The organism is Arthrobacter sp. N1, from assembly GCF_048288285.1.
Taxonomy (GTDB): Bacteria; Actinomycetota; Actinomycetes; order Actinomycetales; family Micrococcaceae; genus Arthrobacter_D.
The window spans coordinates 3461278-3486701 of sequence record NZ_CP102608.1; the positions used below are offsets into that span (position 1 = coordinate 3461278).

The 25424-nt window shown below is 68.5% G+C and carries 22 protein-coding genes; 13 read left to right on the forward strand and 9 right to left on the reverse strand.

What is annotated here, in order from left to right:
* The first annotated feature begins 8 nt into the window (after positions 1 to 8).
* The 4 genes from NVV32_RS16125 to NVV32_RS16140 all read left to right on the forward strand — a co-directional run bounded on the left by NVV32_RS16125 (position 9) and on the right by NVV32_RS16140 (position 5777).
* Positions 9 to 1400: an SLC13 family permease gene (locus NVV32_RS16125; RefSeq protein ID WP_422390841.1), complete on the forward strand. Its 1392-nt coding sequence runs from the start codon at positions 9 to 11 to the stop codon at positions 1398 to 1400.
* Positions 1401 to 1676: 276 nt separating this feature from the next.
* Positions 1677 to 2312, forward strand: a complete 636-nt coding sequence (locus NVV32_RS16130) for a hypothetical protein (protein WP_422390842.1) — start codon at positions 1677 to 1679, stop codon at positions 2310 to 2312.
* A 473-nt stretch (positions 2313 to 2785) separates the two neighbouring features.
* The gene (locus NVV32_RS16135; protein WP_422390843.1) at positions 2786 to 3640 is read left to right on the forward strand and encodes a DsbA family protein; all 855 of its coding nucleotides are present in this window, start codon (positions 2786 to 2788) and stop codon (positions 3638 to 3640) included.
* Between the two features lie 64 nt (positions 3641 to 3704).
* The gene (locus NVV32_RS16140) at positions 3705 to 5777 is read left to right on the forward strand and encodes a cytochrome c oxidase assembly protein (protein WP_422390844.1); all 2073 of its coding nucleotides are present in this window, start codon (positions 3705 to 3707) and stop codon (positions 5775 to 5777) included.
* Between the two features lie 118 nt (positions 5778 to 5895).
* Here the strand turns inward: NVV32_RS16140 and NVV32_RS16145 are convergent, their stop codons facing one another.
* On the reverse strand, positions 5896 to 6189 hold the full coding sequence (locus NVV32_RS16145; RefSeq protein ID WP_422390845.1) for a winged helix-turn-helix transcriptional regulator: 294 nt from the start codon (positions 6187 to 6189) through the stop codon (positions 5896 to 5898).
* Between the two features lie 143 nt (positions 6190 to 6332).
* Here NVV32_RS16145 and NVV32_RS16150 point away from each other — a divergent pair, with 143 nt between their 5' ends.
* The gene (locus NVV32_RS16150; RefSeq protein ID WP_422390846.1) at positions 6333 to 7172 is read left to right on the forward strand and encodes an SDR family oxidoreductase; all 840 of its coding nucleotides are present in this window, start codon (positions 6333 to 6335) and stop codon (positions 7170 to 7172) included.
* Between the two features lie 85 nt (positions 7173 to 7257).
* Here the strand turns inward: NVV32_RS16150 and NVV32_RS16155 are convergent, their stop codons facing one another.
* The 3 genes from NVV32_RS16155 to NVV32_RS16165 form a co-directional block, all read right to left on the reverse strand.
* The gene (locus NVV32_RS16155) at positions 7258 to 7998 is read right to left on the reverse strand and encodes a GAF and ANTAR domain-containing protein (protein WP_422390847.1); all 741 of its coding nucleotides are present in this window, start codon (positions 7996 to 7998) and stop codon (positions 7258 to 7260) included.
* Between the two features lie 212 nt (positions 7999 to 8210).
* Entirely contained in the window at positions 8211 to 8864 is a 654-nt protein-coding gene (locus tag NVV32_RS16160; RefSeq protein WP_055766510.1) for a DUF3105 domain-containing protein, read from the reverse strand.
* A 126-nt stretch (positions 8865 to 8990) separates the two neighbouring features.
* The gene (locus NVV32_RS16165; RefSeq protein ID WP_422390848.1) at positions 8991 to 9653 is read right to left on the reverse strand and encodes a DUF305 domain-containing protein; all 663 of its coding nucleotides are present in this window, start codon (positions 9651 to 9653) and stop codon (positions 8991 to 8993) included.
* A 150-nt stretch (positions 9654 to 9803) separates the two neighbouring features.
* Here NVV32_RS16165 and NVV32_RS16170 point away from each other — a divergent pair, with 150 nt between their 5' ends.
* From NVV32_RS16170 to NVV32_RS16180, 3 genes are all read left to right on the forward strand, one after another.
* A complete protein-coding gene (locus NVV32_RS16170; RefSeq protein WP_422390849.1) occupies positions 9804 to 10130 on the forward strand; it encodes a metal-sensitive transcriptional regulator in 327 nt (108 codons plus the stop codon).
* Positions 10131 to 10182: 52 nt separating this feature from the next.
* Positions 10183 to 10407 (forward strand): heavy-metal-associated domain-containing protein, encoded by a 225-nt coding sequence (locus NVV32_RS16175; RefSeq protein WP_055766500.1) that lies wholly within the window; start codon positions 10183 to 10185, stop codon positions 10405 to 10407.
* A 94-nt stretch (positions 10408 to 10501) separates the two neighbouring features.
* Positions 10502 to 12685, forward strand: coding sequence for a heavy metal translocating P-type ATPase (locus NVV32_RS16180; protein WP_422392067.1), 2184 nt, complete (start codon positions 10502 to 10504; stop codon positions 12683 to 12685).
* Positions 12686 to 12839: 154 nt separating this feature from the next.
* On the opposite strand, the gene NVV32_RS16185 is transcribed toward NVV32_RS16180, so the two are convergent.
* Positions 12840 to 13838 carry an EamA family transporter gene (locus tag NVV32_RS16185; RefSeq protein ID WP_082471186.1) on the reverse strand — a complete coding sequence of 333 codons (999 nt, stop codon included), beginning with the start codon at positions 13836 to 13838 and terminating at the stop codon, positions 12840 to 12842.
* 88 nt (positions 13839 to 13926) lie between these two features.
* Between NVV32_RS16185 and NVV32_RS16190 the strand changes: the two genes are divergently transcribed.
* The 4 genes from NVV32_RS16190 (at position 13927) to mmsB (ending at position 18629) form a co-directional block, all read left to right on the forward strand.
* Complete coding sequence (locus tag NVV32_RS16190; protein ID WP_422390850.1) at positions 13927 to 14472, forward strand: CGNR zinc finger domain-containing protein; 546 nt, start codon at positions 13927 to 13929, stop codon at positions 14470 to 14472.
* 214 nt (positions 14473 to 14686) lie between these two features.
* Positions 14687 to 15805: a multiple monosaccharide ABC transporter substrate-binding protein gene (gene chvE / locus NVV32_RS16195; protein ID WP_055766495.1), complete on the forward strand. Its 1119-nt coding sequence runs from the start codon at positions 14687 to 14689 to the stop codon at positions 15803 to 15805.
* A 71-nt stretch (positions 15806 to 15876) separates the two neighbouring features.
* Positions 15877 to 17424 (forward strand): multiple monosaccharide ABC transporter ATP-binding protein, encoded by a 1548-nt coding sequence (gene mmsA, locus NVV32_RS16200; protein ID WP_422390851.1) that lies wholly within the window; start codon positions 15877 to 15879, stop codon positions 17422 to 17424.
* The gene (mmsB, locus tag NVV32_RS16205; RefSeq protein ID WP_422390852.1) at positions 17421 to 18629 is read left to right on the forward strand and encodes a multiple monosaccharide ABC transporter permease; all 1209 of its coding nucleotides are present in this window, start codon (positions 17421 to 17423) and stop codon (positions 18627 to 18629) included. The genes mmsA and mmsB overlap by 4 nt, the downstream gene beginning before the upstream one ends.
* Before the next feature lie 126 nt (positions 18630 to 18755).
* Here the strand turns inward: mmsB and NVV32_RS16210 are convergent, their stop codons facing one another.
* From NVV32_RS16210 to NVV32_RS16225, 4 genes are all read right to left on the reverse strand, one after another.
* Complete coding sequence (locus NVV32_RS16210) at positions 18756 to 20399, reverse strand: AAA family ATPase (RefSeq protein WP_422390853.1); 1644 nt, start codon at positions 20397 to 20399, stop codon at positions 18756 to 18758.
* A gap of 50 nt (positions 20400 to 20449) precedes the next feature.
* Positions 20450 to 20827 (reverse strand): hypothetical protein, encoded by a 378-nt coding sequence (locus NVV32_RS16215; RefSeq protein WP_422390854.1) that lies wholly within the window; start codon positions 20825 to 20827, stop codon positions 20450 to 20452.
* Positions 20828 to 20874: 47 nt separating this feature from the next.
* Positions 20875 to 21483 carry a hypothetical protein gene (locus NVV32_RS16220; protein ID WP_422390855.1) on the reverse strand — a complete coding sequence of 203 codons (609 nt, stop codon included), beginning with the start codon at positions 21481 to 21483 and terminating at the stop codon, positions 20875 to 20877.
* A gap of 262 nt (positions 21484 to 21745) precedes the next feature.
* On the reverse strand, positions 21746 to 22330 hold the full coding sequence (locus NVV32_RS16225) for a helix-turn-helix transcriptional regulator (protein WP_055766480.1): 585 nt from the start codon (positions 22328 to 22330) through the stop codon (positions 21746 to 21748).
* A 338-nt stretch (positions 22331 to 22668) separates the two neighbouring features.
* Here NVV32_RS16225 and NVV32_RS16230 point away from each other — a divergent pair, with 338 nt between their 5' ends.
* Positions 22669 to 25335: a hypothetical protein gene (locus NVV32_RS16230; RefSeq protein ID WP_422390856.1), complete on the forward strand. Its 2667-nt coding sequence runs from the start codon at positions 22669 to 22671 to the stop codon at positions 25333 to 25335.
* Positions 25336 to 25424: the final 89 nt, after the last annotated feature.

The following is a 25424-nucleotide window of genomic DNA, read 5'->3' on the forward strand; positions in this document are numbered from 1 at the left end:
GCGTTCCCATGTCGATGTCCCTCATCGCTTTCGCAGTCCTCATCGTCGCCTTCGCCGTCGGGTCCTTCACCCGGATCAATGCGGGCCTCATCGCGACCGTTGCCGCATTCGGGGTCGGAACCCTCCTCGCCGGGCTACCCATCGCCGACGTCATCGCTCAATTCCCCTCCGGACTGTTCTTCATCCTGGTAGGGGCGACCCTGCTCTTCGCCATCGTTCGGATCAACGGCACCATCGATCTGCTGGCGTATTGGGCTGAACGCCTCGCCGGCGATCGTAGAGTTCTCGTGCCGATTCTGATGTTCCTTCTGACCGCCCTCCTCGCGTCGGCAGGAGCCTTCACGCCGGCAGCCATCGCCATCGTGGCCCCCGTGGCTCTCGCCCTCGGCATGCGCTTCGGTATCAGCACCCTCGCCATGGGGCTCGTCGTCGTTCAGGGCGCCAATGCCGGCGCTTTCTCACCCGTGAATCCCTTCGGTGTTCTGGCGAACGTGATGCTCGACGATGCCGGCGCCTCCGCTGATTCCCTCAAGCTCTACCTCTACTGCTTCATCTTCAACGCCGTACTCGCCGCTCTTGCCTACGTCCTTGTGCAAGCAATCATGCGACGCCGCGAGCTGAGGAAGAACGACCACGAAACCGTCCGCACCGACGTCGACGCAGCAGCAGCGGACTCGGCCGGGCCGGGTGGCCCATCAGTGGGCGCCGACACCGAGTTCGAGTCCGCTGGTACACGAGTACGAAGTGATACAGCGCTGGCCGTGCCGGAAGAACCTGTCGCCACCAGGCCGATCAAGGTCGCCGTCACCCCTATGCGCGTCCTGACCCTGCTCGGGATCGTCGCACTCCTGGTCCTCACCACTGTCGCGGGCCTCGACGTCGGCGTAGCCTCGCTCATCGTGGCCCTGGCCTTGATCTGCATCGACCCAGGAGTACAGAAACCAGCGGTCGAGAACATGCCCTGGTCCGCGATCGTCCTCGTCACCGGCATCGTCACCTACGTCGGGATGCTGGAGGAGATGGGCGCCCTCGAGGAACTCCAGTCCGGGATCGCCAGCCTCGGCAACAGCTCGGCTGCAGCACTCATCACGAGCTACGTCGTTGCCATCGTCTCCGCCTTCGCCTCCACCACCGGCACACTCGGAGTCATCAGCCCCATCGTGACCCCCATCGCCATAGACCCTCTCCTGACACCCATCGGCGTCGTCACGGCGATCGCCATCAGCTCGTCGGTCGTGGATGTCAGCCCCATGTCGACCAGCGGGGCACTCCTCATGGCAAGCGCCCAACCCAAGGACGAGCGGCTCTTCTTCCGAGCACTACTCCTCTGGGCCATCGCCATGATCGCCATCGTTCCCGTCCTCGTCTGGTTCGTCTTCGTCCACCTCGGGCTGGGCTAGACACCTCGGGACGAGAGGTCCTTCACCCCACCTGTACTCGGCGAGCCCAAGGGCAGGCCTCAGTGGATGGAAGAACGCCAGAAGCCTCGACCTGGGACCGGGTCGGGGCTTCTGGCAGGAGTGGCCCCCCGTCGCGACCGAGGTGCAACCGTGCATCCGACCGCCGTCGGCGACCCTCGCGGAGGACGAAGCTCCCTGAGAAGGAGAACAGGCCGGCCGACACGCCAGTTTCTACGACTTGTAGAGAAGGTTACGATGATCGCAGGAGGAGGACCGATGAACGGCCATCAGAACATGACACCTACCTCGCGTCTCGTGCGGGGTTGGCTCAGTGCTGCCCTGGCCACCTTCCTCGCTGCCGCCTCCCATGCCGCCGCCGGAGGCACCGTTCCCCTGGTCGCCGTCGTAGTGTCCCTCGTGGCAGGGGGGCTCGTCTGTGTAATCCTCGCCGGACGCCGGTTGACCCTCCCGCGCGTCGTCGTAGGGGTAGCAGCCAGCCAGCTGGTCTTCCACGGGCTCTTCGGCATGTTCGCCACATCCGGCGGGAATCCGGATGGCGCCGTCGCTGCGCCGCATCATCTGCACGGCGCAAGCACACTCATGGCCTCGCCGGGTCTGGCGCACACCCCGGATGCGAGTGGGATGAGCGCCCTGATGCTGCTCTCGCACCTCCTCGCGGGCGTCGCCGGCGTCGCGCTGATCCGCCATGCAGATCACCTGTGGTGGGCGTTGCTCGCCATCCTCTGCGCGACCATCGACGCGATCATGGTCGTCGCCCGCCACGTTCCCATCGCCGATGCCCGACGCTTGATGGCCTTCGGTGACGGCTCCCCCTTTCTCTACGACCTCCTGCACTGCGACACGCGTCGTCGGCTGAGGGGCCCTCCCCTGCTCGGGATCGCCGTCCCCTGACCACGCGGCCGATCGATGCCCCTCGGCCTCGATCGGAACGTCCTCCTCTCCCGCGTACCGAGTAAGCGAGGGCATCCTGGGCGGCGACCCGCGGACCATCGAACCGGCCTTCAGCGCGGACTTCGTGGACGTCGGTACAGCAGCCATCGTCGTGGACCAGTAACGGTGTACCGAGGTGCAGGAGAACCGGGCCTTGACCGCGCCACGCTGACGCAGCCCCTCGACGACCTGGCCGACGGCCCGTTCATCGTGCACCGCAGGTCCTGTCCCGGACCGACGTCGATGGCCGGTTCCCGTCCGACAACACCCCGATGAGCTCGAGCCGCTGCCCGAGTGGACCACGCCCCGTGGCTCCCCGGTTCTCGCCACCCCTCCCGGCGGCCGGAACGGCAGCCTCATCCGGGGCGCCCCTCTTCATCGCCTGATGGTCAGCGCCGGGCCCACCCGCGCCGACCCCGTCACCAAGGACCACCATGAACCATTCATCAACAGCATCATCGTCATCATCGTCACGGCACACCGCACAGCGCGTACGCCTCGACCACGAACGGGGTGCGAAACGCTCCCGCCTGCTCCTGCGCTGGGGCATCGTCGGAGGCATCGCAGCCCTTCTGGCAGTCGTCGCCGTCGTCATCGTCGCCACGAGCCGGGCGGGCATCCCGACCGCCGGCCCCGCACCGGCCTACGGCAATCAGTACGGGGGTATCACCCTCACGTCTCCCACCCAGCTCATACCCGGGGAGGACCGCGACGTCGACGCCGAGACCGTCGCCCTGCCCGACGGGACCAGCGCGGCGACCATCACGCCGGGCGGGGTCGCGGACCCCGGAGGACAGGGACCGGTCCCCGTCATCGCCTGGGTCGACGTCAACTGCGTGCACTGCGCGGACTTCGAGAGCGCCTACGCGGAGCAGATCCGGTCGTGGCTGCAGAACGGCGACATCACCATGGAGTACCGCACCGTCGCCTTCCTCGACCGGAATTCGACCACCGCCTACTCCTCCAGGGCAGCCAACGCGCTCTCCTGCACAGCCGAAACCTCTCCCCAGGCGTACCTGCCGTTCCTGGCAGCCCTGTTCGCGAACTTCCCGAACGGAGAACTGGACAACAGCGACCTCGCCTCCCACGCGGAGGATACGGGGGCCGAGGACATCACAGCCTGCCTGGAGGAGGACACCTTCCGTCCGTGGGTGAGCTTCGTCAGCAAGAGCGCATCAGCCGATGGGATCACCGGCACCCCCACGGTGTACGTGGACGGCAAGGAACTGGCCTCCCCCGCAGACTTCGAATCAGCAGTCACCACCGCCATGGCGGCCCGCAATGACTGAGCCGGGATCCCAGCAGCAGGAACAAGGGCCCGCGGCAGAGCCGGCGGAGCCGGCTAAAGGACAGGTGCCGGTCGAGCGGACCGTCGTCGTGACCGCAGGGGGGGCCGGGACGAAGGGCCGGCGCCCAGCACCGGAACGGGCGGTCCTGCAGGTCGTCCTGGGTATCGCGGTTCCCCTGGGACTGGGGGCGACGATCCTGGCCATGTACGTCACGGAAGCCCTGACCACCTATCGGACGACGATCCTCGATCCCGGTGATTTCGTCGTCCACGCCCGCCCCCTGGCCCGCGTGCTCCAGGACTTCAGCGCAGCGTTCACCATCGGCTTGCTCCTGCTGTGCTCGGTCGCCCTGCCCGGCGCCGAAGCGAACAGGGCCATCATCGGGTTCGCCCAGTGGAAGGCCCTGAACTGGGCGTGGCTCTCCTCAGGTGTCTGGTTCGTCTCGTCGGTCGCATCCCTGGTGTTCATCGCGGCGGACACGGCAGGCCAACCGATCAACACCGAGGAATTCTTCCCGCTCTTCATGTTCTTCATCACCGAACTCGATCTCGGCGAGATCCTCCTGGTCGCCCTGCTGGCCGTCTTCCTGCTCGTGACGTTCCTGCCCATGGTGCGCTCGAGCACCGGGTCCGGCATCATGCTGGCCGTAGCCATGATGGGGGTTCTCCCGCTGGCGTGGGCCGGACACGCGGCGGGCTCCGACGATCACGGCAACGCGGTCAACTCCCTCGCCCTGCACCTGGTCGGGGTCTGCGTGTGGGTGGGCGGTCTGGCCGCGATCCTGCTGCTCGGCTTCCGGCTCGGCACGGACACAGGTCGGGTCCTGCGCCGGTACTCGACCCTGGCCCTCCTGTCCTTCACCGCGGTGGCGTACTCAGGGATCATCAACGCCCGCCTGCGCATCGGTCCCTGGGAGAACCTCGCCACACCTTACGGGCAGCTGATCGTCGTCAAGATCCTGGCCCTGGGGGTACTCGGACTCGCCGGCTGGTACCAGCGCCGTCGCATCCTCCCCCGCCTCGACGAGAACCCGGAGGATCGCCGCGCCCTGACTCTGTTCGGGGCATCCGAGGCCGCGCTGATGATCCTGACCATCGGGATCTCCGTGGGACTCGCCGCCAGTCCCCCACCTGTACCCCAGGGATCGATCGCCGACGTCGACCTGCGGCGGTCCCTCCTGGGCTATCTCTGGCCCGAGCCGCTGACCATTCCCCATTTCCTCGGAGCCTGGCACACGGACTGGGTGGTCAACCTCTTCATCGTCGCGGCCGCCATCGCCTACATCCGTGCCGTGATCATCCTGCGCCGCAGGGGAGATCTGTGGTCGCTGCCTCGGACCGCCGCGTTCCTCGCGGGATGCGCCCTCCTCATCTGGCTCACCAGCGGCGGCCCGGCCGTGTACGGGAAGACGAGCTTCTCCGGGCACATGATCCAGCACATGGGCCTCATGATGTATGCGCCGATCCTCCTCGTCATCGGTGCGCCGATCCTCCTCCTGCTCCGTGCCACCCCTGCACGCACCGACGGCAGCAGGGGCCTGCGTGAATGGACGCTGTGGATCTTCACCTCCCGCTACAGCCACTTCCTCACCAGACCTCCCGTGGCAGGCTTGCTGTTCATCGGGAGCCTCATCGGGTTCTACTATTCGCCGGCCTTCGAGTTGTCCCTGTCCACCCACCTCGGGCACGTGCTGATGTGCATCCACTTCATCCTCACCGGATACCTCTTCGCCTGGGTGCTCATCGGCATAGACCCCGGCCCGGCGCGTGCACCGTTCCCGTTCCGCCTCATCATCCTGCTGGCCATCATGGCGTTCCATGCCTTCTTCGGGCTGTCCCTGCTCAACGGCACGGAGATCCTCGCACCCGGGTGGTGGGCGGATCTGCAACTGACGAATCAGGAAGCGCTCCTCGCCGACCAGCAACGAGGAGGAGCCATTGCCTGGGGTGTCGGCGAGCTGCCCACGCTGCTCCTCGCACTGGCGGTCGCCGTCGCGTGGAGGAAGGACGACCAACGCCGCGCACTCCGCGAGGACCGCGCCGCGGACAGGAACGGTGACGCCGCCCTCCGCGCCTATAACGACCATCTTCACCAGCTGCGCACGGGAGCTCCCCCAGCACCACCGGAACACCCCTGACGGGTCGTCGCCCGGGTATCGGTGCCTCCGCAGGCCGGCCGGCGCCTTCACGGGATCGGTCACCCGACGGTCCCCGCCCCCGCCCCGAGCCGGGGGCGGGGGCGGGGGATGCGATCGGCTAGGACAGGGCAGGGGTCGTGCAGGACGACGGCAGGACGACGGCGTCGTCCGTCCGGACGTCGGGGACGGAGCCGGCCCAGGCATTCATCGCTTCGAGGACTGCCCGCAGGTCGTAGCCGATCGGGGTGAGCTCGTACTCGACCCGTGGTGGGATCTCGGGGTAGACCGTGCGGGTGACGATCCCGTAGGTCTCGAACCGGCGCAGCCGGTTGGTCAGCGTGTGCGCACTGATACCCGGTAACGCGTTCTTCAGATCCGTGAAGCGCAAGGGTCCCTTCAAGAGTTCTCGCACGACGAGAGTCGCCCATGGGCCATCAAGCAGGGTCAGGAACCGGGCTATCCCGCACTCGGGCCACACCTCCGGTGTGAACGACATGGGTGATCTCCTCCTGGTGCAGTTGACGTAACCAATGCATCATATGCACTAATGGGCGCATGACCTTCATCATCCACGGAGCGACCGGCGCCCAGGGCGCTCCCGTCGCTGCCGCACTCCTGCAGGCAGGCCACTCCGTGACCGCCGCCGTCCGCAACCCCCAGACCTACCAGCAGGGCCCCGCCGTCGCCATCGACCTCTCCGATGCCGCAGCACTCGCCGACGCGTACACCGGCGTCGACGGGGTCTTCGTCCACCTGCCCCTCGGCTCGCCCGGGCAGCAGCTCGAACTGGCCCGGACGATCATCGCCGCCGTGGACGAAGCCCGGCCGGCCCGTGTCGTCTTCTCCACCAGCGGGTACGACCTCGGGGATGGCGAGGACAGCCCGCACGGTGTCCTGATGCGCGGCCTGCTCGATACCGGCGTGTCGACCGCGATCATCGCCCCGCGCCTCTACCTCGAGAACCTGCTGCTGCCGCCGGTGATCGCCGCCGCCCGTGAGCACGGCGTCCTGCCCTATCCGATCAGGGCCGATTATCGCGTCTCCTGGAGCTCGCATCTCGACGTCGCCGACGTCGCCGCGCAGCTGTTCGACCGGGTGGACATCACCGGCACCATAGCCGTCGGGGCACGTCCCGGGCTTCTCGGTGATGACCTCGCCGCGGGCTTCGCCGCCTACCTGGGACACCCCGTCCGTTTCGAGTCACAGACGCCGGATGCCTTCGGCGACTCACTGATCCCGATCTTCGGGGCCGACGCCATGACCCCCGTCATCGACTCGTACCGTGCGCGGTCCACCCAGCAGGATGACGTCATCGACGCGAGCCGTAGTGCGCAGACACTCCTCGGGCGTCATCCGCGCTCCGTCGAGGCATGGCTCCGCGACACGAACGCCTGACCCTCACGGCCCGGATTCCACCCAGCCGATGCAGCACACGACGCCCACGCCCGGTCGACCTCCCGAGCGGCGGGTTCGCCCGCCCTCAGGCGTCGAAGTGTGTCTCGGGGAGTTGCTGGCCGATCGATGCGACCACGGCGGCCGCGATCTCCGCCAGTTTCACATTGCGCCCGCTCGAGGCCGCCTTGAGGATGGTCATCGCGGTGTCGTGGCTGCAGCGGTTCTGGCCCATGATGACGCCGGCCGCCACGTCGATGGTGGTCCGGGAGCTCATGGCGTCCCGGAGCTGCTTCCCGGTGTCGGAGAGGTGGGCCACGCGCACGGCCAGGCGCAGCGACTGCGATGCCTCCCGCGCCAGATCGCTCACCGCGGTGATCATCGCGTCATCGAAGGCTCCGGGCTGCGGGGAGTACAGGTTGAGGCCGGCCGCCGCGAAGCCGTCGAGGGGGATCGGCACACCGAGGGCGGATCTCAACCCGTGTCCGGCGACCGCCTTCGGGTACTCGCCGAAGCATGATTCCTCGCGGAAGTCCGTGACCACGTAGACCTGACCCTCCCGGGCGGCGCGGATGCAAGGGCCGTCGTCGAACTGGTACTGGATCTCGTCCATCAGCCGGGCCTGCTCGCTGCTGCTCGCCACCGTGCCCTTGGACCGAGGCCTCAGCAGGGTGATCCCACACAGCATCTCGGTACCCTCGGAGGAGAGCCTGTCGGCGGCGAGCCCGGCCAGGCCATCGAGGAACTGGTGGATGTCGGGGCTCTCGAGCACCATGTCCTGCAGTATCCGCGGCAGGCTGACCTCACCAAGGATCCTGTCGTCAGTCATCACAGCGCCTTCCCTCACCTTCGGGCCACGTCCGCGCGGTCCGCTGAGGTCACGCTACCGGGCCGGGTCGCTCCGACGGAAGGCTGGGATTTCCGCCCCGGACACGTGGGCGCGCTGTACGACGCCGACGGCGCGCCCGCCCTGGACGGGGCGGGCACGTGCGCGGTACGACGACGGCGCGCCCACTGCGGACGGACCCGGGACCGGTCCGACTAGGAGGCGCGACCCGCCGGCGTGAGGCCCCCCGAGCAGGCGGCGCCGGGCTCGCGGGTCTGCTCACCCTGGATGTACTTGTCGAGGAAGGTGGCGAGACGGGCATCGTCCGCGGAGTCGACCTTGAGCTGGAGGCCCCAGGCGCTGGCCGCGATCGGGGTGTCCAGATCGGGGTACGGGCTGAGCAGCACGTAGGACCGGGTCCCCACGAGCTCCGTGAGCTTGTCGATCTCGGCCTGCCCGATCTCCGGGTCGTACGTGATCCAGACAGCGCCGTGCTCCATCGAGTGGACGGAGTTCACGTTCGGCACGGGCTCGGTGTACACACCGCAGTTCGTCCAGATGGGATTGTGGTCCCCACCGACGGGTGGGGCCTGGTCGTACTCGACCTCACCCTCGACGTGGTTGAAGGTCACGTCCGGGTACTCCTGGATGCCTTCGATGGGCTGGGACGCCGCCGCCTCGCGCTCCTGGTTGACCTGGACCTGGTTCACGATCACCAGGGTCACGGCGATGATGACGGCCAGGATCACGGCACCGATCCCGCCGAAGATGAGGGCGTTGCGCTTGCGCTCACCGGCCCGCTGCTCGGCCTGGATGGCGGCCAGGCGCGCTTGGCGGTCCTGGTTCTCCTGTGATCGCTTCTTGTTCAACGGTCGTCCTTCAGTGCTGGGGGTCTGCGGCAACGGCCGCGGATCGGGTGGCGCCGGAACCCAATGTACCGGCGGGAGCTGCCAGTCCTCGAACCGGCGGGCGCGCGGGTCGGGTCCACGGTTCGGTCAGAGCTTGTCGAGCAGGGACTCCATCAGCGTGATCTCCGACTGCTGCCCCGACTGGATCTTCGATGCGAGGTCGCGGACCTGGTCGGTGGCCCCCAGCTCTGCCCCTGCCTTCGCCATGTCGACGCCTGCGACGTGGTGGGTGATCATGAGCTGCAGGTAGAGCCGCGCGGCGTCGTCCCCGGATGCGGACCTCAGCTCGTCGAGTTGCTGCTCGGTCGCCATGCCGGGCATCCGGCCGTCCGCTTCGAGCATCGAGCCGGACCCGTCCGACTGCCCCATCTGCATCCCGCCGTGATCGCCGGAGGCGCCGGCCATCCACTCCATCCGGGGTTGGGTGCTGCTCTGCGACAGGCCCCACTCCTCCAGCCACGCGTACATCTGGCCCGCCTGCTGCTGCTGCGTGGTGGCGATGTCGTAGGCGACCGCCCGCAGCGTCTCGTCGTCCACCTCGTCCCGGACGATCATGGACATCTCGACCGCCTGGTGGTGATGGACCTGCATGTCGCGGGCGAAACCGGCATCGGCACTGGTGGTGCCCGGATGGGTGGGCGCGGCGGACAGGCGACCTGCCGAGAAGGCGAGGGCGAAGAGCGCGACGACGGCGAGCGCGGACAGGGCGAGGAGAACGCGTTTCTGCCAGCCCGACAGCGAGATGTTCATGGTGTCCTTGGATCGGTGGGGTGCCGGTTGACCACCGTACGGCATGCTGCTGGACGTTCCCGCAGAACGGCCGTCGAAGCAGCGGAATGAAATCGCCACTGGTCCGGTTATACCCCCCGAGGGTATAGTCGAGAGCATGCGAGGACCACGATGACCACGGAGACCCGTGCTGAGAACAGCGCACCCCACGGCTACACCGCCGACAAGGAGGCCTACCTCAAACGCCTGCGCCGGATCGAGGGCCAGGTGCGCGGTATCGCTCGGATGGTCGACGAGGACAAGTACTGCATCGACATCCTGACGCAGGTCGCCGCGGTCAACAAGGCGCTGCATGCGGTCTCCATGGGCCTGCTCGAGGAACACATCTCGCACTGTGTCGTCGGCGCGGCACAGGAGGCGCAGTCCTCCGGTGACGACACCGCCGTCCAGGACAAGGTCCAGGAAGCGACGGCCGCCATCGGCCGTCTCCTCCGCTGACACCCCACCCGCCGGAAGAACCCGGCACCCCACCCGACTCAAGGAGAACACCATGACAACGACCACCATCGGCATCACCGGGATGACCTGCGGCCACTGCGTCAGTGCCGTGAAGAGCGAACTCGGGGGGCTCCCCGGCGTCGAGACCGTCGACGTGGACCTCGTCAACGGCGGTACGTCCACCGCCACCATCTCCTCCTCAGCACCACTCGGTGCCGACTCGATCGACGCCGCCGTCGCCGAAGCCGGCTACACCGTGGTGCCGTCGGAGGCCTGAGATGGCCGCGCAGCAGGCCCCGCTCCGGAACCCGGGATCGGAAGGGGCGGGCATCGCCGGGGAACAGCGCGTCGTCGAACTCTCCATCCAGGGCATGACCTGCGCCTCCTGCGTGGGCCGCGTCGAGCGCAAGCTGGGCAAGCTCGACGGCGTCGAGGCGAGCGTCAACCTGCCGCTCGAATCCGCCGTCGTCCGGGTCCCCCCTAGCGTCAGCGACCAGGACCTGATCGACACGGTGGTCGCCACCGGGTACGGCGCCCACGTGGTGCGGCCCGAGCACGACGGCGAGGGCGGTCACGACCACGACCACACGCCGTCGCTGCTGGGCGCCCGCCTGACCCTCGCGGCCGTGCTCTCCGTGCCCGTCCTGCTGATCTCGATGGTGCCCGCACTGCAGTTCGCGAACTGGGGCTGGGTGGTGTTCGCCCTCTCCCTGCCCGTCGTGACGTGGTCGGCGTGGCCGTTCCACCGTGCGGCCGCCGTGAACGCGCGCCACTTCGCCTCCACGATGGACACGCTCGTGTCCATCGGCGTCACCGCCGCATTCCTCTTCTCCGCCTGGCAGCTCCTCGCCGACCCGACGCTGACGCAGCACGCCGGCATGGCCGGTATGGACATGACGGAACACTCGCTCTACTTCGAGGTGGCCGCCGTCGTCGTGACCTTCCTGCTGCTCGGCCGCTTCCTCGAGGCGTCCGCCAAGCAGCGGGCCGGGAACGCCCTGAAGTCACTGCTGAGCCTCGGCGCCAAGGAAGCACACGTGCTCCGCACGGTGGACGGCGAGCGCACCGAGGTCACGCTTCCCGTCCACGCGCTGATTCCCGGGGACGAGTTCGTGGTCCGCCCGGGCGAGAAGATCGCGACCGACGGCGTGGTGGCCGAGGGCCACAGTGCCGTGGACACCGCACTCCTGACGGGCGAGAGCATCCCGGTGGAGGTGGCTCCCGGTGATGCGGTCACGGGCGCGACGATCAACACGTCCGGCAGGCTCGTGGTCCGCGCCACGCGCGTCGGCTCGGACACCGTGCTGTCCCACATGGGCCGCCTGGTCGGCCAGGCGCAGAGCGGCAAGGCGCGGATCGCCCGCCTCGCGGACCGCATCAGCGCCGTCTTCGTGCCCGTGGTGCTCGTGATCGCCGTCCTCACCTTCGTTCTGTGGCTCGTGCTCACCGGGGACCTGGATGCGGCCTTCACCGCGTCCGTGACCGTGCTCGTCATCGCCTGCCCGTGCGCCCTCGGACTCGCGACCCCGACGGCGCTCCTCACCGGCACGGGGCGCGGCGCCCAGCTCGGTATCCTCATCCGCGGCCCCCAGGTCCTCGAGGACACCCGCACCGTGGACACCATCGTGCTCGACAAGACCGGTACCGTCACCACGGGAACCATGGCCGTGGACGACGTCGTCGTGCTGGCGGACCTGCCCGCGGCCGCCCTGCTCGGGCTCGCCGGAGCGGTCGAGGCGCAGAGCGAGCATCCGATCGCCCAGGCGATAGCCCGGCACGCAGCCCGGGCAAGCCGGCTCCCCGAGGCCACGGCCTTCGCGAGCGCACCCGGTGGCGGCGTGCGCGGGACGGTCGACGGCGTGACCGTCACCGCAGGGCGCGCCTCGTGGCTGGAGCACAACGGCATCCGCCCGACCGCCGGCCACCTCGCAGCGTTCGCCGCGGCTGAAGCGACGGGCACGACGGCGGTGTGGGTCGCCGTCGACGACGCCGTGGCCGGATTCATCGCCCTGTCCGACACGGTGAAGGACGGCTCCGCTGCCGCGATCCGGCGGCTGCGGGACCTCGGGCTGCGCCCGGTCCTGCTGACGGGTGACAACCGCGCCGTCGCGCTCCAGGTCGCAGCGGCCGTGGGAATCGACGCCGCCGACGTCCACGCCGGCGTCACGCCGGAAGGCAAGGTGGACGTGGTTCGGGATCTTCAGGCGGCAGGGGCCACGGTCGCGATGGCTGGTGACGGCGTGAACGACGCCGCGGCCCTGGCGCAGGCCGACCTGGGTATCGCGATGGGCTCCGGCACCGACGTGGCCATCGAAGCCGCCGACCTCACGGTGATGGGGAACAGCCTCGAGCAGGTGGCTCAGGCCATCGAACTCTCACGGCGCACGCTCGGCACCATCAAGGGGAACCTCTTCTGGGCGTTCTTCTACAACGCGGTCGGCATCCCCGTGGCGGCGTTCGGCCTGCTGAATCCCATGCTCGCCGGGGGCGCGATGGCTGCCAGTTCCGTCCTCGTGGTCCTCAACTCGCTCAGGCTCCGCCGCTTCGGGCGGTAGCCCGCGGCGCGGCCTCCCGGTGGCTGCTCCGGGCGGCAGGCCCCGAGCGGGGGCGGGCAGGCGTGGGGTATCGGCTCTTGTGCAGGGCGCAGCATCTGCCGGCTCGTCACGGACGGGGACCATACCGGCAGGCGGCCGGGTCGCTTTGCATCCGTCAGACGCGCGGCAGTGACTCCACCGGGTTGGGAACGCCGGGTCGGCCGCTCGTCTCGTCCACTGTCCCGTCGACTGTCTCGTCCACGGCTGCGGACCGGAGTTCGTCGAGGCGCACGCACACGACACCAACGACGATCAGCAGTCCGCCGAGCAGCTGCACGGCAGCGGGGAGCTCACCGAGGATGAGCCATGCCGCGACGACGGCGAACATCACCTCGGTCAGGGCCACGAAGCTCGCCACCTTCGACCCGAGGCGCCGCGCGGCGAGGATGCCCGTCACATAGGCCGCGACCGTCGCGACGAGCACGAGGACCGCCACCGGGACCAGCCAGCTGTAGGTCTGCCCGGCCAGCTGGACATCGGAGAAGACGAACCGGAAGGGCATGATGTTCGTCAGCCCGAGCACCAGGATCACGCCGGAGGCGACGACCATCCCGCCCCCGGCCATGACGATCGGCGGCAGGGACTCGTCCACCCGGGCCGACATCAGGAAGAACACCACGAGGCAGACGGCGGCCGCGAGCCCGAAGAGGATCCCGACCGGATCGAGGCGCGTGTCCCCGGCGAGGTCCAGCACGAGGAGCAGTCCCAGGATCGCCGTGACGGACCCGATGATAGTGAGTGGCCGAGGCGCCTTCCGCGAGGTCAGCCAGAGGAACCCGACGAGGAGCACGGGCGCGAGGTACTCCAGGAGCAGCGACACCCCGACGGACATGCGCTGCACGGCGTTGAAGTAGAAGAGCTGGCAGAGGGCGATCGCCGTCGCGCCGTAGATCGCGATGGTGAGGGCGTTGCCGCGCACCGTCGACCAGCGGCCGTGCAAGGCGATCAGTGCCGGGACGAGGAGCACGACGGCGGCCCCGCCGATGCGGAGGCCGACGGCGGCGCCGGGGCTCCAGCCGATCTCGAGGAGGGACTTGGCGAAGGGCCCGGAGACGCCGAACGTCGCAGCCGAGACGAGGGCTATCCAGAGGCCGGCGGCGGGTCGCAGGGTCACGTCCGCTCCCTTCGGGTCGATGATTGGTGTCAGGACTGACAAGTGGTTATGGTCGTGACATTAGAGGTGCACGCTGTCAGGAGTCAACATGTCTTTCACCTATGACACGGAGGTGGCGCTCTCCTCGGCCGCCGCGCTCATCAACACCGGGAAGGATGACGCGGATCCCCTCGCCACCCTCGAGGGCCTCGACCGGTTCCTGGCGGAGCAGCGGTTCACCGGCTCGCGCACCCATACCGATGCCGAACTCGCCTCGGTGCGGACCCTGCGCGCCGAGTTGGAGGTGATCTGGTTCGCGGAGGAGGACGACGCCGTCGCCCTGGTGAACGCGATCCTCCGCCGTGCGAGGGCACTCCCCCAGCTCGTGCGGCACGACGAGTGGGACTGGCACCTGCACGCCACCGCACCGGAAGCCCCGCTGGAGGAGCGCATGGCGACCGAGGCGGCCATGGCCCTCGCCGACGTCATCCGCGGACACGAACTCGACCGCCTGCGATCCTGCGCGGCGGAGGACTGCGACGGCGTGGTGCTCGATCTCAGCCGCAACCGTTCGAAGCGGTTCTGCGACACCGGCAACTGCGCGAACCGCACCCACGTGAAGGCGTACCGGGCCCGGCGGGCGCGCTCCGCCTGAGCCCCGGCCCCATCTCAGTTGCATAACGATCGCCATCGGCCTTGATGTAACGCGCATCACTGGATATGTTGTCTTCGCCTACATATTGTCGACATCCCATCGACGGGGCGCTACAGCGTTGTACCAGCTCGATCCGCCCGGACAGCGGACCGCCTGCCGCCGTCAAGGCCGCACCCGGTCCGCCGACGCCCGGATCCCTTTCGAAGGCTCGACCATGACCACGATCAAGAAAGTTTCCGCCGCCCTGCTGGCCGTCGGCGTAGCAGCAGGCCTGTCGGCCTGCGCGCCCGCCGGATCCACGCCGGCCGCCGACGGCGATTCCGCCGCCACCTGCAATGTCGGTATCTCCATGCCCACCCGCAGCCTCGAGCGCTGGATCAACGACGGTGAGGGACTCAAGGAGAAGCTCGAGGCCGCGGACTGCACCGTGGATCTCCAGTACGCGGACAACAAGACGGACCAGCAGATCAGCCAGATCCAGAACCAGGTGGCCGGCGGGGCGAAGATCCTCGTCGTCGCGGCCATCGACGGACAGACCCTCGGACCCGCCCTCGAGGACGCTGCGTCCCAGGACGTCAAGGTCATCGCCTACGACCGACTGATCAACGGCACCGAGGCCGTGGACTACTACGCCACGTTCGACAACTACAAGGTGGGCCAGCTCCAGGGCCAGTTCATCGAGGAGCAGCTCGGCCTGGCCGACGGCAAGGGCCCCTTCAACCTCGAGCCCTTCGCCGGCAGCCCGGACGACAACAACGCGGCCTTCTTCTTCGCCGGCGCCTGGGACGTCCTCCTGCCTTACGTCGAGTCCGGCCAGTTGGTCGTCCCCTCCGGGAAGTCGCCGGCGGACAATGACGGCTGGAAGGCCATCGGCATCCTCGGCTGGGGCTCCGACGACGCCCAGGCCGAGATGGACAACCGCCTGCAGTCGTTCTACACCGGCGGTGACAAGGTCGACGTCGTGCTCTCGCCCAACGACAGCCTGGCGCTCGGCATCGAGGCGTCCCTGGACGCCGCCGGCTACAAGCCGGGTACGGACTGGCCGCTCATCACGGGGCAGGACGCCGACGTCGCCAACGTCAAGGCGATCCTGGCCGACCAGCAGTCGATGACCGTGTGGAAGGACACCCGCGAGCTCGGCGGCCAGGTCGAGTCGATGATCCAGGCGATCGTCGCCGGCGAGGAGGTCGAGGTCAACGACACCGAGACGTACGACAACGGCACCAAGGTGGTCCCCTCCTACCTCCTCGATCCCGTGGTCGTGGCGAAGGACGACGTCGAACCGACGCTCGTGGAGTCCGGCTTCGTGAAGGCAGCAGACATCGGTCTCTGACCACCGGGTGGCAGCACGGGGCGCGGCGACGAGCCACGCCCCGTGCTGCCCTACAGCGAAGCGAGAACAGCATGAGCAACGTCATCCTCGAGATGAACGGCATCGTGAAGGAGTTCAACGGCATCCGGGCCCTCGACGGCGTCTCGGTGAGCGTGGAGCGCGGCGAGGTGCATGCCATCTGCGGTGAGAACGGCGCCGGGAAATCCACCCTGATGAAGGTGCTCAGCGGCGTGTACGCGCACGGCAGCTTCGATGGCACGATCACGATCGACGGCGAGCCGGTGGCGTACGGCTCCATCAACGACAGCGAGCGTGACGGCGTCGTCATCATCCATCAGGAGCTGGCGCTCAGTCCGTACCTGTCGATCGCGGAGAACATCTTCCTCGGCAACGAGGTCCAGCGGGGCGGGGTGATCGACTGGAACGGGACGAACCTGCAGGCCACCGAGCTGCTCGCACGCGTGGGCCTGCAGGAGAACGCCGCCACGAGGGTGCTCGAACTGGGCGTGGGCAAACAGCAGCTCGTTGAGATCGCGAAGGCCCTGTCGAAGGAAGTGCGGATCCTCATCCTGGACGAGCCGACGGCGGCACTCAACGACGACGACTCCGCCCACCTGCTGGGCCTCATCGACCAGCTGCGGAACCAGGGCATCACCTCGATGATCATCTCCCACAAGCTCAAGGAGATCCGGGCGATCGCCGACACCGTCACCGTCATCCGTGACGGACAGACGATCGAGTCCTTCCCGGTGAAGGACAGCGATGACATCGAGACCCGGATCATCCGGGCGATGGTGGGGCGCCCCCTCGACCACCAGTTCCCCCCGAGGACACCGGAGATCGGCGAGGAGAAGTTCCGGGTCGAGGACTGGTCGGTGCACCACCCCATCGACGTGGAACGCGTCGTCGTGGACCGGGCGTCCTTCCACGTCCGGGCCGGCGAGATCGTCGGCTTCGCAGGCCTGATGGGTGCGGGTCGCACGGAACTGGCCATGAGCATCTTCGGCCGGTCCTACGGGACCGGCATCTCCGGACGGGTCTACAAGGACGGCAGGGAGATCCAGACACGGACCGTGGGGGAGGCGATCCGGAACGGGATCGCCTATGTCACGGAGGACCGCAAGCGCTACGGCCTGAACCTGATCGGCAGCATCACGGTCAACGTCTCGGCGGCAGCCCTCGGCAAGCTCGCCCGGCTGGGGATCATCGACCGGAACAGGGAGTACGCCGTCGCGGACGAGTACCGCAAGCAGATGAACATCAAGACGCCGAGCGTCTCCTCCGTCGTCGGGAACCTGTCAGGCGGGAACCAGCAGAAGGTCGTGCTCAGCAAGTGGATCTATTCAGGACCGGACGTTCTCATCCTGGATGAGCCCACGCGCGGGATCGACGTCGGCGCCAAGTACGAGATCTACGGGATCATCAACGAGATGGCGGCCCAGGGGAAGGCGGTCATCGTGATCTCCAGTGAGCTGCCCGAGCTGATCGGCCTCTCGGACCGCATCTACACCATCGCGGAAGGCAAGCTCACCGGCGAGCTGGATCGCGCCCATGCCACCCAGGAGGAGCTCATGCGCTACATGACCGCCGCCAGGAACGAAGGAGCACAGGCCTCATGACCACCGCCACTCCCGAGCAGGCCACTGCTCCCGTCCCACCGCGCCCTGATCCGGTGAGGAAGAAACGGCGACGGGTCGACATGCGCCAGTACGGCATCCTCGCCGCGCTCGCCGTCATCATCGTGCTGTTCCAGGTCCTCACCGGTGGCCGTCTCCTGTACCCCGGGAACGTCAGCAACCTCATCCAGCAGAACGCCTACGTGCTCATCCTCGCGATCGGGATGGTGATCGTCATCATCGCCGGCCATATCGACCTGTCCGTAGGGTCGATCGTGGCGACCGTCGGTGCAGTGGCAGCGCTCTCGATGAACAGCTGGGGCCTGCCCTGGGGCGCGGCGGTCGCCCTGTCACTGCTCGTCGGAGCACTCATCGGTGCGTGGCAGGGGTTCTGGGTCGCCTTCGTGGGGATACCCGCCTTCATCGTGACGCTCGCCGGCATGCTCGTGTTCCGCGGCGTCGCCCTCGTGCTCCTCACGGGCGGCACCATCAGCGGCCTGCCCCGGGCCTTCAACTCCATCGGCTCCGGCACGCTCCCGTCCACCGGCACTCCGGATCTCATCACCCTCGGCATCGGGGCCCTCGCCTCGCTCGCCCTGGTCGTCCAGCAGCTCAAGGGCCGCGCTGACCTCCGCCGCCTCAACCTCCCCCGGGAGCGGACGCTGTCCTTCGTCCTGAAGACCGCCATCGCCGTGGTCGCCATCATGTACCTCTGCTACCTGCTGGCGTACAACCGGGGCACACCGATCATCCTCATCATCCTGGCCACGCTCGTCCTCCTCTATTCGTTCCTGCTCTCGCGCACGGTGTTCGGACGACACGTCTATGCCATGGGAGGGAACCTCTACGCGGCCATGATGTCCGGCGTGAAGACGAAGTGGGTCAACTTCTTCATCTTCGTGAACATGGGTTTCCTCGCCGGTCTCGCCGGGGTGGTCAGCACCGCCCGCGCAGGCAGCGCCGTCGCCTCCGCGGGCGGCAGCTTCGAGCTCGACGCGATCGCGGCGGTCTTCATCGGCGGCGCCGCTGTCCAGGGTGGAGTCGGGACGGTGATCGGTGCCGTGATCGGTGGCCTGGTGATGGGCGTCCTCAACCAGGGACTGTCGATCCTCTCGGTGGACGCAGCCTGGCAGCAGGTCATCAAGGGCCTCGTCCTCCTGCTCGCGGTGGCGTTCGACGTGTACAGCAAGCGCAGGACCGGTCGCTGAGCCCGCCCGGCGGTTCCATGATCGACGACGTCCTTCCTGGGCGTCCTGCCTCGGGCGGAGACGGGCGGTGGCCCGTCCCCGCCCGAGGCAGGACGCCGAGCACCGTCGACCGCGTGCGGGAGCGGGTCAGCCGGTCGTGCGCGGCCCCGCGTCAGGCGGCGCGTCCTCCCTCGATTCCGACGGCGGCACCACGGCGTCGACGCCCTCACCCGAGAAGCCGTCCTCGGAGTACCCGCCGTCGGCGAACCCCGGCCGGCCCGTGAAGACCTGCCCGGTCGTGGCCGGCATCGGCGTGTAGCTGCCGGCAGACCTGAGATGACCCGGTCCCGCGGGGAACGGTGCCGCGGGGAACGATGGATCGGGATACGATCCTCCGGGTCTGGGGTCACCCTCCCCGCCGGGCCCGCCGCTGCCGAGCAGCCTCCTCGTCAGGGCGGCTCCGTCCGACATGAGTTCCTCGACCGCGGCGAGGAGGTGCCCGTCCGTGACGGGACCTCCCTGCAGGGCAGCCGCGAGGACGGTCCTGCGGACGAGCTCGCGGGTGAAGGACGCCGTCGTACCCTCCGTCCGGCCGGCTGCCACCCCGATCCCCGCCCCCGTCAGCGGCAGTCCGGCCGCGTACAGGCGCAGCAGCGCCGCCCGTTCGGTCTCGGCAGGCAGGGGTACCTCGATCGCGAGGTCCACGCGGCCCGGCCGCTGGGCGAGCGCCCGCTCGAGCATGTCCACACGGTTGGTGGTGAGGACGAAGGTGACGTCGGCGTCGGCGTCGAGCCCGTCCATGGCATCGAGGACCTCGAAGAGCAGGGGCTGCGGCCCGTGGCCGAAACTCCGGTCCTCGGCGATGAGGTCGCAGTCCTCGAGCACCACGATCGAAGGCTGCAGCGCGCGCGCCATCCTCGCGGCCTCGCCCACGTGGGCGAGCGTGCCGCCGGACAGGAGGATCGCCGTCGTCCCCTCGCTCGCGCCGAGCAGGAAGCGGACCGTGTGGGTCTTGCCCGTCCCGGGCGGTCCGTAGAGCAGGATCCCCCGCTTGAGATGCTGGCCCGCGGCCACGAGCGCCTCCCGATGGGCGGCGATGCCCAGCGCATGTTCCGTGACCCTGGCCAGCAGGCCTTCGGGCAGGATGACGTCCGCTGCGGTGATCCGGGGCCGGTGGTGGAAGGTGACGCCGGCGGTCTGCTGGCCGAAGTCGTCGCCTGCGAGCGAGAGGACCTGGCCCTTCAGGACGCTCTCGGTCTGCATGCGCCGGCGGAACTCCGCGAGGAGCGCGGCCGTCACACCCGGCTCCGCACAGAGCACCTCGAGCGTGGCCGTCTGGCGGCCGAAGCGCGGCTCCGCCCTGCGCTGGAGGAGGGCGACGGCGACGCCCCCACGCTCGAAGAGCCGGAGTCCGAAGGCCACGGTCTGGCGCTGCTCGTCCGGGCCGATCGGGAGGTTCGCGTAGTCCGGCTGGGCGAGGGGGAAGTTCGGGTACATCTGGGACTGCTGGAGCATGTCGCTGAGCGACATGTGGTTGCGCTGGTCCCCGCCCCCGATGCCCACGAGGCGCGCGTCCCCGCCCACGAGGCCGGTGAGGACGATGTCCGCATCCACAAACCGGTGCGCACTGACGTCCTCGAGGACCACGGCCACGCCACCGGCGTCCGTGCCGAGATGGGCCGTCAGCGTGTCGAGCAGTTCCCTCCCGCGCGCCGACTGCGGCTGGGCCTCCTGGACCAGGCGCACCATGGTGCCGAAGTCCGTGACGAAACGCGCTGTGTCATCCCCCATGGGGGGAGGTTAGCAGCGCCGTCAAGGGGCGGTGCCGGCACTGGCCGGAGCTAGGTGTCCTGCCGGGGGAGCCGTTCGCCGTACCGGGGTTCGCCGTCCGGCTCCGGGGCCGCGGCGGGACGGGCCGCGCCCGGCTTCGGGTCCGGCTTCGCGGAGGAACGGTTGACGCCCGAACCCTTGCTGAGGTGCTCGGCGTTCGGCGTCTCGGCCATCATGAGCATGGCGCAGATGACCAGCGAGGCGATGAACGCGATACCGGCCGCGGTGAAACCGAGATCCACCCGCAGCTCCCTGGTCCCGCCGCCGGTGGCGAAGATCGACGTCGCCGTCCCGGCCACCACGGCCAGCACGGCGGAGAACACGAGCGGAGCCTTGATGCCGTGGCGGAACCGCCCCTGCGTGGGTTTCCCCGGTCGGCGCTTGGCCACGGGCACTCCTTCCGGTGATGCGTTGTCTTCTACGAGCCGTAGAGCTTCTAGTTTACGGGGTCCGCTCCGCCGTGGGCGCCCGAAGTGCCCGGTGCGCTCAGCGCTGAATCGTGCCGGTAGCTGAGGGCCGCGATGGCGAGGACGACGGCGGACAGCAGCGCCCCTCCCCCGGTCACACCGAGGAGGGCATGGGCGCCCAGTCGCTCGACGAACGGCAGGAGGGCACCGGTGGCGATGGACACGATGCCGACGATCACGAGGTCCCGGGCTGCGAGGTGGCTTCTGAGGCCGAGACCGCGGATCAGTTCCGCGAGCCCTGCGACCACGAGGGCGACCGCCCCGGCGAAGGCGAAGGTGCGATCATCGACGAACGCGATGCTCGCGATCCCGGCGCCCAGCAGCAGCCCCCCGCCGATGTCCGTCAGGAGGGACGTGGAGCCCCAGTGCGCCTGGCGGTGCGTCCACAGGTATACGGCGCCGCCGAGCAGGAGGTAGAGGCCTCCGGCGATGGCCATGACGAGTGTGGACGGCTCGCGCCAGAAGATGGTGACGAGCCCGAACACGGCGCCGACCACGGCGCGCGCGAGGAACGGCTTCCACGCGGCCGCCGCGGCGGTGTCGGGGCCGAGACCGGAGGCGGTCGGTGCAGCAGCCATCAGGGGCCTCTCGGGAGGAGAACGGTGGCCGGGCGATCTCCGGCCAGTCCAGTTTAGTCCTGCCGGCGGCGCCCCTCACCGCCGGTGTCGGAGCCCTGTCGAGGCGGGATCCGCATGCTTCAAGGGTGACCTTCCACGATCGCCCCTCCCCGGCGTGAACGCGATCCGTCGCTCACCACCCTGTGATCGGCGCTGTATCGCCCGACAGGTGATGCCTCGACACCTCACCTCCACCGAAGGCGACGTGGCTCCCGGCCCGGAATCAGACGTCGATCAATCCGCTCTGCACGGCGAGCACCGCCAGATCGACGCGGCTGAAGGCCTTCATGGTCTTCATGATCCGGTTGAGATCGGCTTTGACCGTGGCAACACTGACATGAAGGTGCTGTGCAATGTCCGAATTCGTGCGCCCACGCGCGAGTTCCCGGAGGATGACGGACTCCCTGATCGACAGGGCGCCAAGCCGGGTGAGCACGTCCGCGCTGATCGCAGGATGGCCATCGGTCCGTGCTACCTCGACGCCGCACGACGTGACATGTCCACCATGACGAACGACCCGAAGGATGGGTCCGATGTCCTGCAGATAGTCACCGCCCCGGATCAGGACGCCCTCGAGTCGCGGTCGCACCGTCAGGTGGAGTGTGTCGGCAAGCCGTTCGTCCGCGAGCACGACGATCTTCAGCGATTCATGTCGCCCTCGAGCGGCCGGCACGATCGACTGCACCTCCGATTCGCTGCCGGCGTTGAGCAGGAGTATGTCCGGCTGCTCGGCGTCGAGGGCAGACAGCGTGACCTGCTCGTCCTCACTGACTCCGGTGACGCTGATGAACGAGCAGGGCTTCAGCAATTGCCTCAGACCTGCAATGGTCAGGACGTCCCTCGACGCCAGATGAACCCCTACTCGCCGCTGAGACCGGACCGACGCACGCATAATCCCCACCCACCCCCAAATGGCCGCCGCTGGCCACGCGTCTAGTCTGTCTGACTACTTGGCTATGTGCCACCAAATACTTGGTCCCTTCTTGGCCTTCGAGCCAGAAAAGTCTGGTCGACCGGCCATGGTGCTTCATGGAGCGCGTGGTGTGCCATGAGAGGTAGGACGCGGTCTCAGGAAATTCTCAGGTTCACCGGTGTTCTACACGCTCGCTTCACTCAGGAATGCACGTCTAAAGGGGAAACATCGCAATGTCTCAGAACACCCGACTTCTTGCCGCTGGCTCGACCGCCGCTCTCGTAGCCGGCGGTCTTTTCTTCACCGCCGCCCCGGCTTCGGCCGCACCGAACTCCGCAGAGTGCCTCGCGGCCCAGGACCTGTTCCGCGCGGCACTGGACAACGCCGCCGCAGATGACGATCTGTCGATAGAACTGGGAGCAGCCCTCGAGGCCGTCCTCGTCGCGCTGGCCGAGCGCGACGCCCTTGTCGCAGCCGTACCCGGAGACACGGAAGCTGCCCAGGAGGCACTGGACGCGGCCCTGATCGTGCTGGCCGACGCACAAGCAGATGTCGAGGCCGCCCAGATCGTCCTCGACGAAGCCGAGGCAACGCAGGAGCCCCTGGACCAGGCCGTTGTCGACGCCCAGCTCGAACTGGATGTCGCGCTCCAGGCCCTGGCCGACGCCCAGGCAAAGGTGGACACCGCAACCCAGGCCCTTGCGGACGCAGAGGCACTCCTCGTGCAGCTGCAGGCCGACGTCGACGCCGCGCAGGATGCCGTGGATGCAGCGATCCTCGTGCTGGTCGATCTGAACGCCGACGTCGACGAAGCCCAGGACGCCCTCGACGCGGCCGTGGCTGCGCAGGTCGGCCTCGACCTGGCCGTCGATGCAGCTCAGGACGAGCTGGACCTGGCCCTCGAAGCGCAGATTCCGCTCAATGAGGCCGCGGACGCAGCGGAACTGGAACTGAACGGAGCACTGACGGTTCAGACCGCTCTCGAGGCCGCTGTGACGGACGCCGAGGGCGACCTCGCTCTTGCGGCCGCAGCGCAGCTCGAACTGGACGCGGCCGCAGATGCTGCCGAAGCGAACGTCGCGTCCGCCGTCGCAGCGCAGCTCGACCTCGAGGCCGCCGTCGACACGGCTGCCGATGACCTCGCCGATGCGAACGCAGCCCTCCCTGTCCTGCAGGGCGACATCGACGCCCTGACCCTTTCCCTGGGCGTCGCCGTGGAGGCCTTGCCGGCCCTGCAGACGGCAGTCGATACAGCAGCTGTCAACTTCAACGCAGGTGGCGCCGTCGTCGCTGATCTGCAGGCGGACGTCAGTCTCGCCACGACGGTCCGTGACGATGCCGTCGCGGTGCAGGCCGGCATCATCGCCGCCGCCCAGGCGGAAGTGAATACTGCAGCGACGAACGCCGCCGCTACGCAGGCGATCGTCGTCACCGCGCAGGCGAACCTTGCGGCAGCGATCGCCACCGACCCCCAGGATGCAACCGCCATCGCAGCAGCGTCTGCAGCATTGCAGGTCGCGAACACGAACAACGCCACGGCGCAGGGGCTCCTGGTCACCGCGCAGGCGAATCTCGCCGCGGCGTCGATTCCGTCGCCGGCAGTCGTTGCCGCGGAAGCCAATTTGGCGGCTCTCACTGTCGAGCTGGCAGCAGCCCAGACTGCCCTCGCCGGCCTTCAGGCTGCACTGACGGTTGCGGTCAACGCCGAGAATGCGGGAGAAGCACTCGCTGCTTCCCTGCAGGTCGACCTGAACCTGGCGATCGGCGCCCTTGCCGAGGGGCAGCAAGCAGTCATCGACGCCGAGGCAGCCCTGGTGGAAGCCCAGACCGCCGCGACCGCCAACGCCCAGGTGATCCTCGACCTCGGCGTCCTCCTCGAGCAGGCCGAAAGCAACCAGGCCGCCGGTCTGCTCGTCCTCGCCGACCTGGAGGATGCCCTCGCGGACGCCGAATCGGACGCGACGGCAAATGCTGCCATCATCGCCGAACTGCGGGTCCTCCTCGCCGACGCCGAGGCCGACCAGGCGGCCGGCGCGGCGATCATCGTGGGGCTGCAACTCACACTGGACGAGGCCGAAGGGGCGGCGTCGACGAACGAGGCGCTCGCCGTCAGCCTCGGCGTCATCCTCGATGCCGCCACCGATGCCCGGGACGCGGCCGAGCTCGAGCTCGAGAGGTTGGAGGACGTCCTCAACTTGGCGCTCGAGGCACAGGCGGACGCGGAAGCCACGATCGACCTCGACGCCCTACAGGAGGACATCGACGCGGCTCTCGCCGATCAGGCGGAGCTCGAGGCAGGCATCGACCTCGATGCCCTTCGGGCAACCCTCGCCGCAGCCGTCACAGCAGCAGCCGAGGGCCAGGTCGACGTCGACGCAGCGCAGGCCGACGTCGACGCAGCCCTCGCTGCGCTCGCCGCCGCCGAGGACGGCGTCGAGGAAGCACGGGCTGCGCTGGCAGCAGCAGCGAACCTCGAAGCGATCATCGCTGCGAACGTCCGGCTGGAGCTGGCGATCGCCGCCGCGAACGAGATCCGCATCGACGCCGACGCCATCACCACGGACTTCGAAGCCATCGAGGATCTCTTCGACGCAGCGGTCATCGCCTGCTCCGGAGATACGACCGTCATCATCGACATCGACATCGACGGCGACGGCACTGTGGGCATCATCGTTGATGGTGTCAGTGGAGGAGGGACCGGCGGCGTCGTGACCGGCGGTACCGGCGGAGGCAAGGGCGCGGCCAACACCGGCAGCAACCGCGGCATGAATGTGCAGACCGCCACGGTGGAAAGCACTCCTGACAGCGGGTTGCCGCTCGGCGGAATGCTCGCGGCGGGCTTCGGCCTTCTGGCCGCAGCCGGTGTCTGGGCTCGTCGCTCACTGACGACGAACGACTAGCAGGGCGTGCCCTCGCCTTCGAGGGCACCTGAGGAGTGAACTCCCGGCCCCGTTCCGCAGCCCACGCTGCAGAACGGGGCCGGTTGCTC

Coding starts and splice junctions, on each gene's coding strand:
- NVV32_RS16210 (WP_422390853.1), bottom strand. CDS start 20,399: ATGGGGGATGACACAGCGCGTTTCGTCACGGACTTCGGCACCATGGTG.
- NVV32_RS16175 (WP_055766500.1), top strand. CDS start 10,183: ATGACAACGACCACCATCGGCATCACCGGGATGACCTGCGGCCACTGC.
- NVV32_RS16220 (WP_422390855.1), bottom strand. CDS start 21,483: ATGGCTGCTGCACCGACCGCCTCCGGTCTCGGCCCCGACACCGCCGCG.
- NVV32_RS16125 (WP_422390841.1), top strand. CDS start 9: ATGTCGATGTCCCTCATCGCTTTCGCAGTCCTCATCGTCGCCTTCGCC.
- chvE (WP_055766495.1), top strand. CDS start 14,687: ATGACCACGATCAAGAAAGTTTCCGCCGCCCTGCTGGCCGTCGGCGTA.
- mmsB (WP_422390852.1), top strand. CDS start 17,421: ATGACCACCGCCACTCCCGAGCAGGCCACTGCTCCCGTCCCACCGCGC.
- NVV32_RS16130 (WP_422390842.1), top strand. CDS start 1,677: ATGAACGGCCATCAGAACATGACACCTACCTCGCGTCTCGTGCGGGGT.
- NVV32_RS16155 (WP_422390847.1), bottom strand. CDS start 7,998: ATGACTGACGACAGGATCCTTGGTGAGGTCAGCCTGCCGCGGATACTG.
- NVV32_RS16135 (WP_422390843.1), top strand. CDS start 2,786: ATGAACCATTCATCAACAGCATCATCGTCATCATCGTCACGGCACACC.
- NVV32_RS16150 (WP_422390846.1), top strand. CDS start 6,333: ATGACCTTCATCATCCACGGAGCGACCGGCGCCCAGGGCGCTCCCGTC.
- NVV32_RS16170 (WP_422390849.1), top strand. CDS start 9,804: ATGACCACGGAGACCCGTGCTGAGAACAGCGCACCCCACGGCTACACC.
- mmsA (WP_422390851.1), top strand. CDS start 15,877: ATGAGCAACGTCATCCTCGAGATGAACGGCATCGTGAAGGAGTTCAAC.
- NVV32_RS16230 (WP_422390856.1), top strand. CDS start 22,669: ATGTCTCAGAACACCCGACTTCTTGCCGCTGGCTCGACCGCCGCTCTC.
- NVV32_RS16190 (WP_422390850.1), top strand. CDS start 13,927: ATGTCTTTCACCTATGACACGGAGGTGGCGCTCTCCTCGGCCGCCGCG.
- NVV32_RS16165 (WP_422390848.1), bottom strand. CDS start 9,653: ATGAACATCTCGCTGTCGGGCTGGCAGAAACGCGTTCTCCTCGCCCTG.
- NVV32_RS16180 (WP_422392067.1), top strand. CDS start 10,502: ATGACCTGCGCCTCCTGCGTGGGCCGCGTCGAGCGCAAGCTGGGCAAG.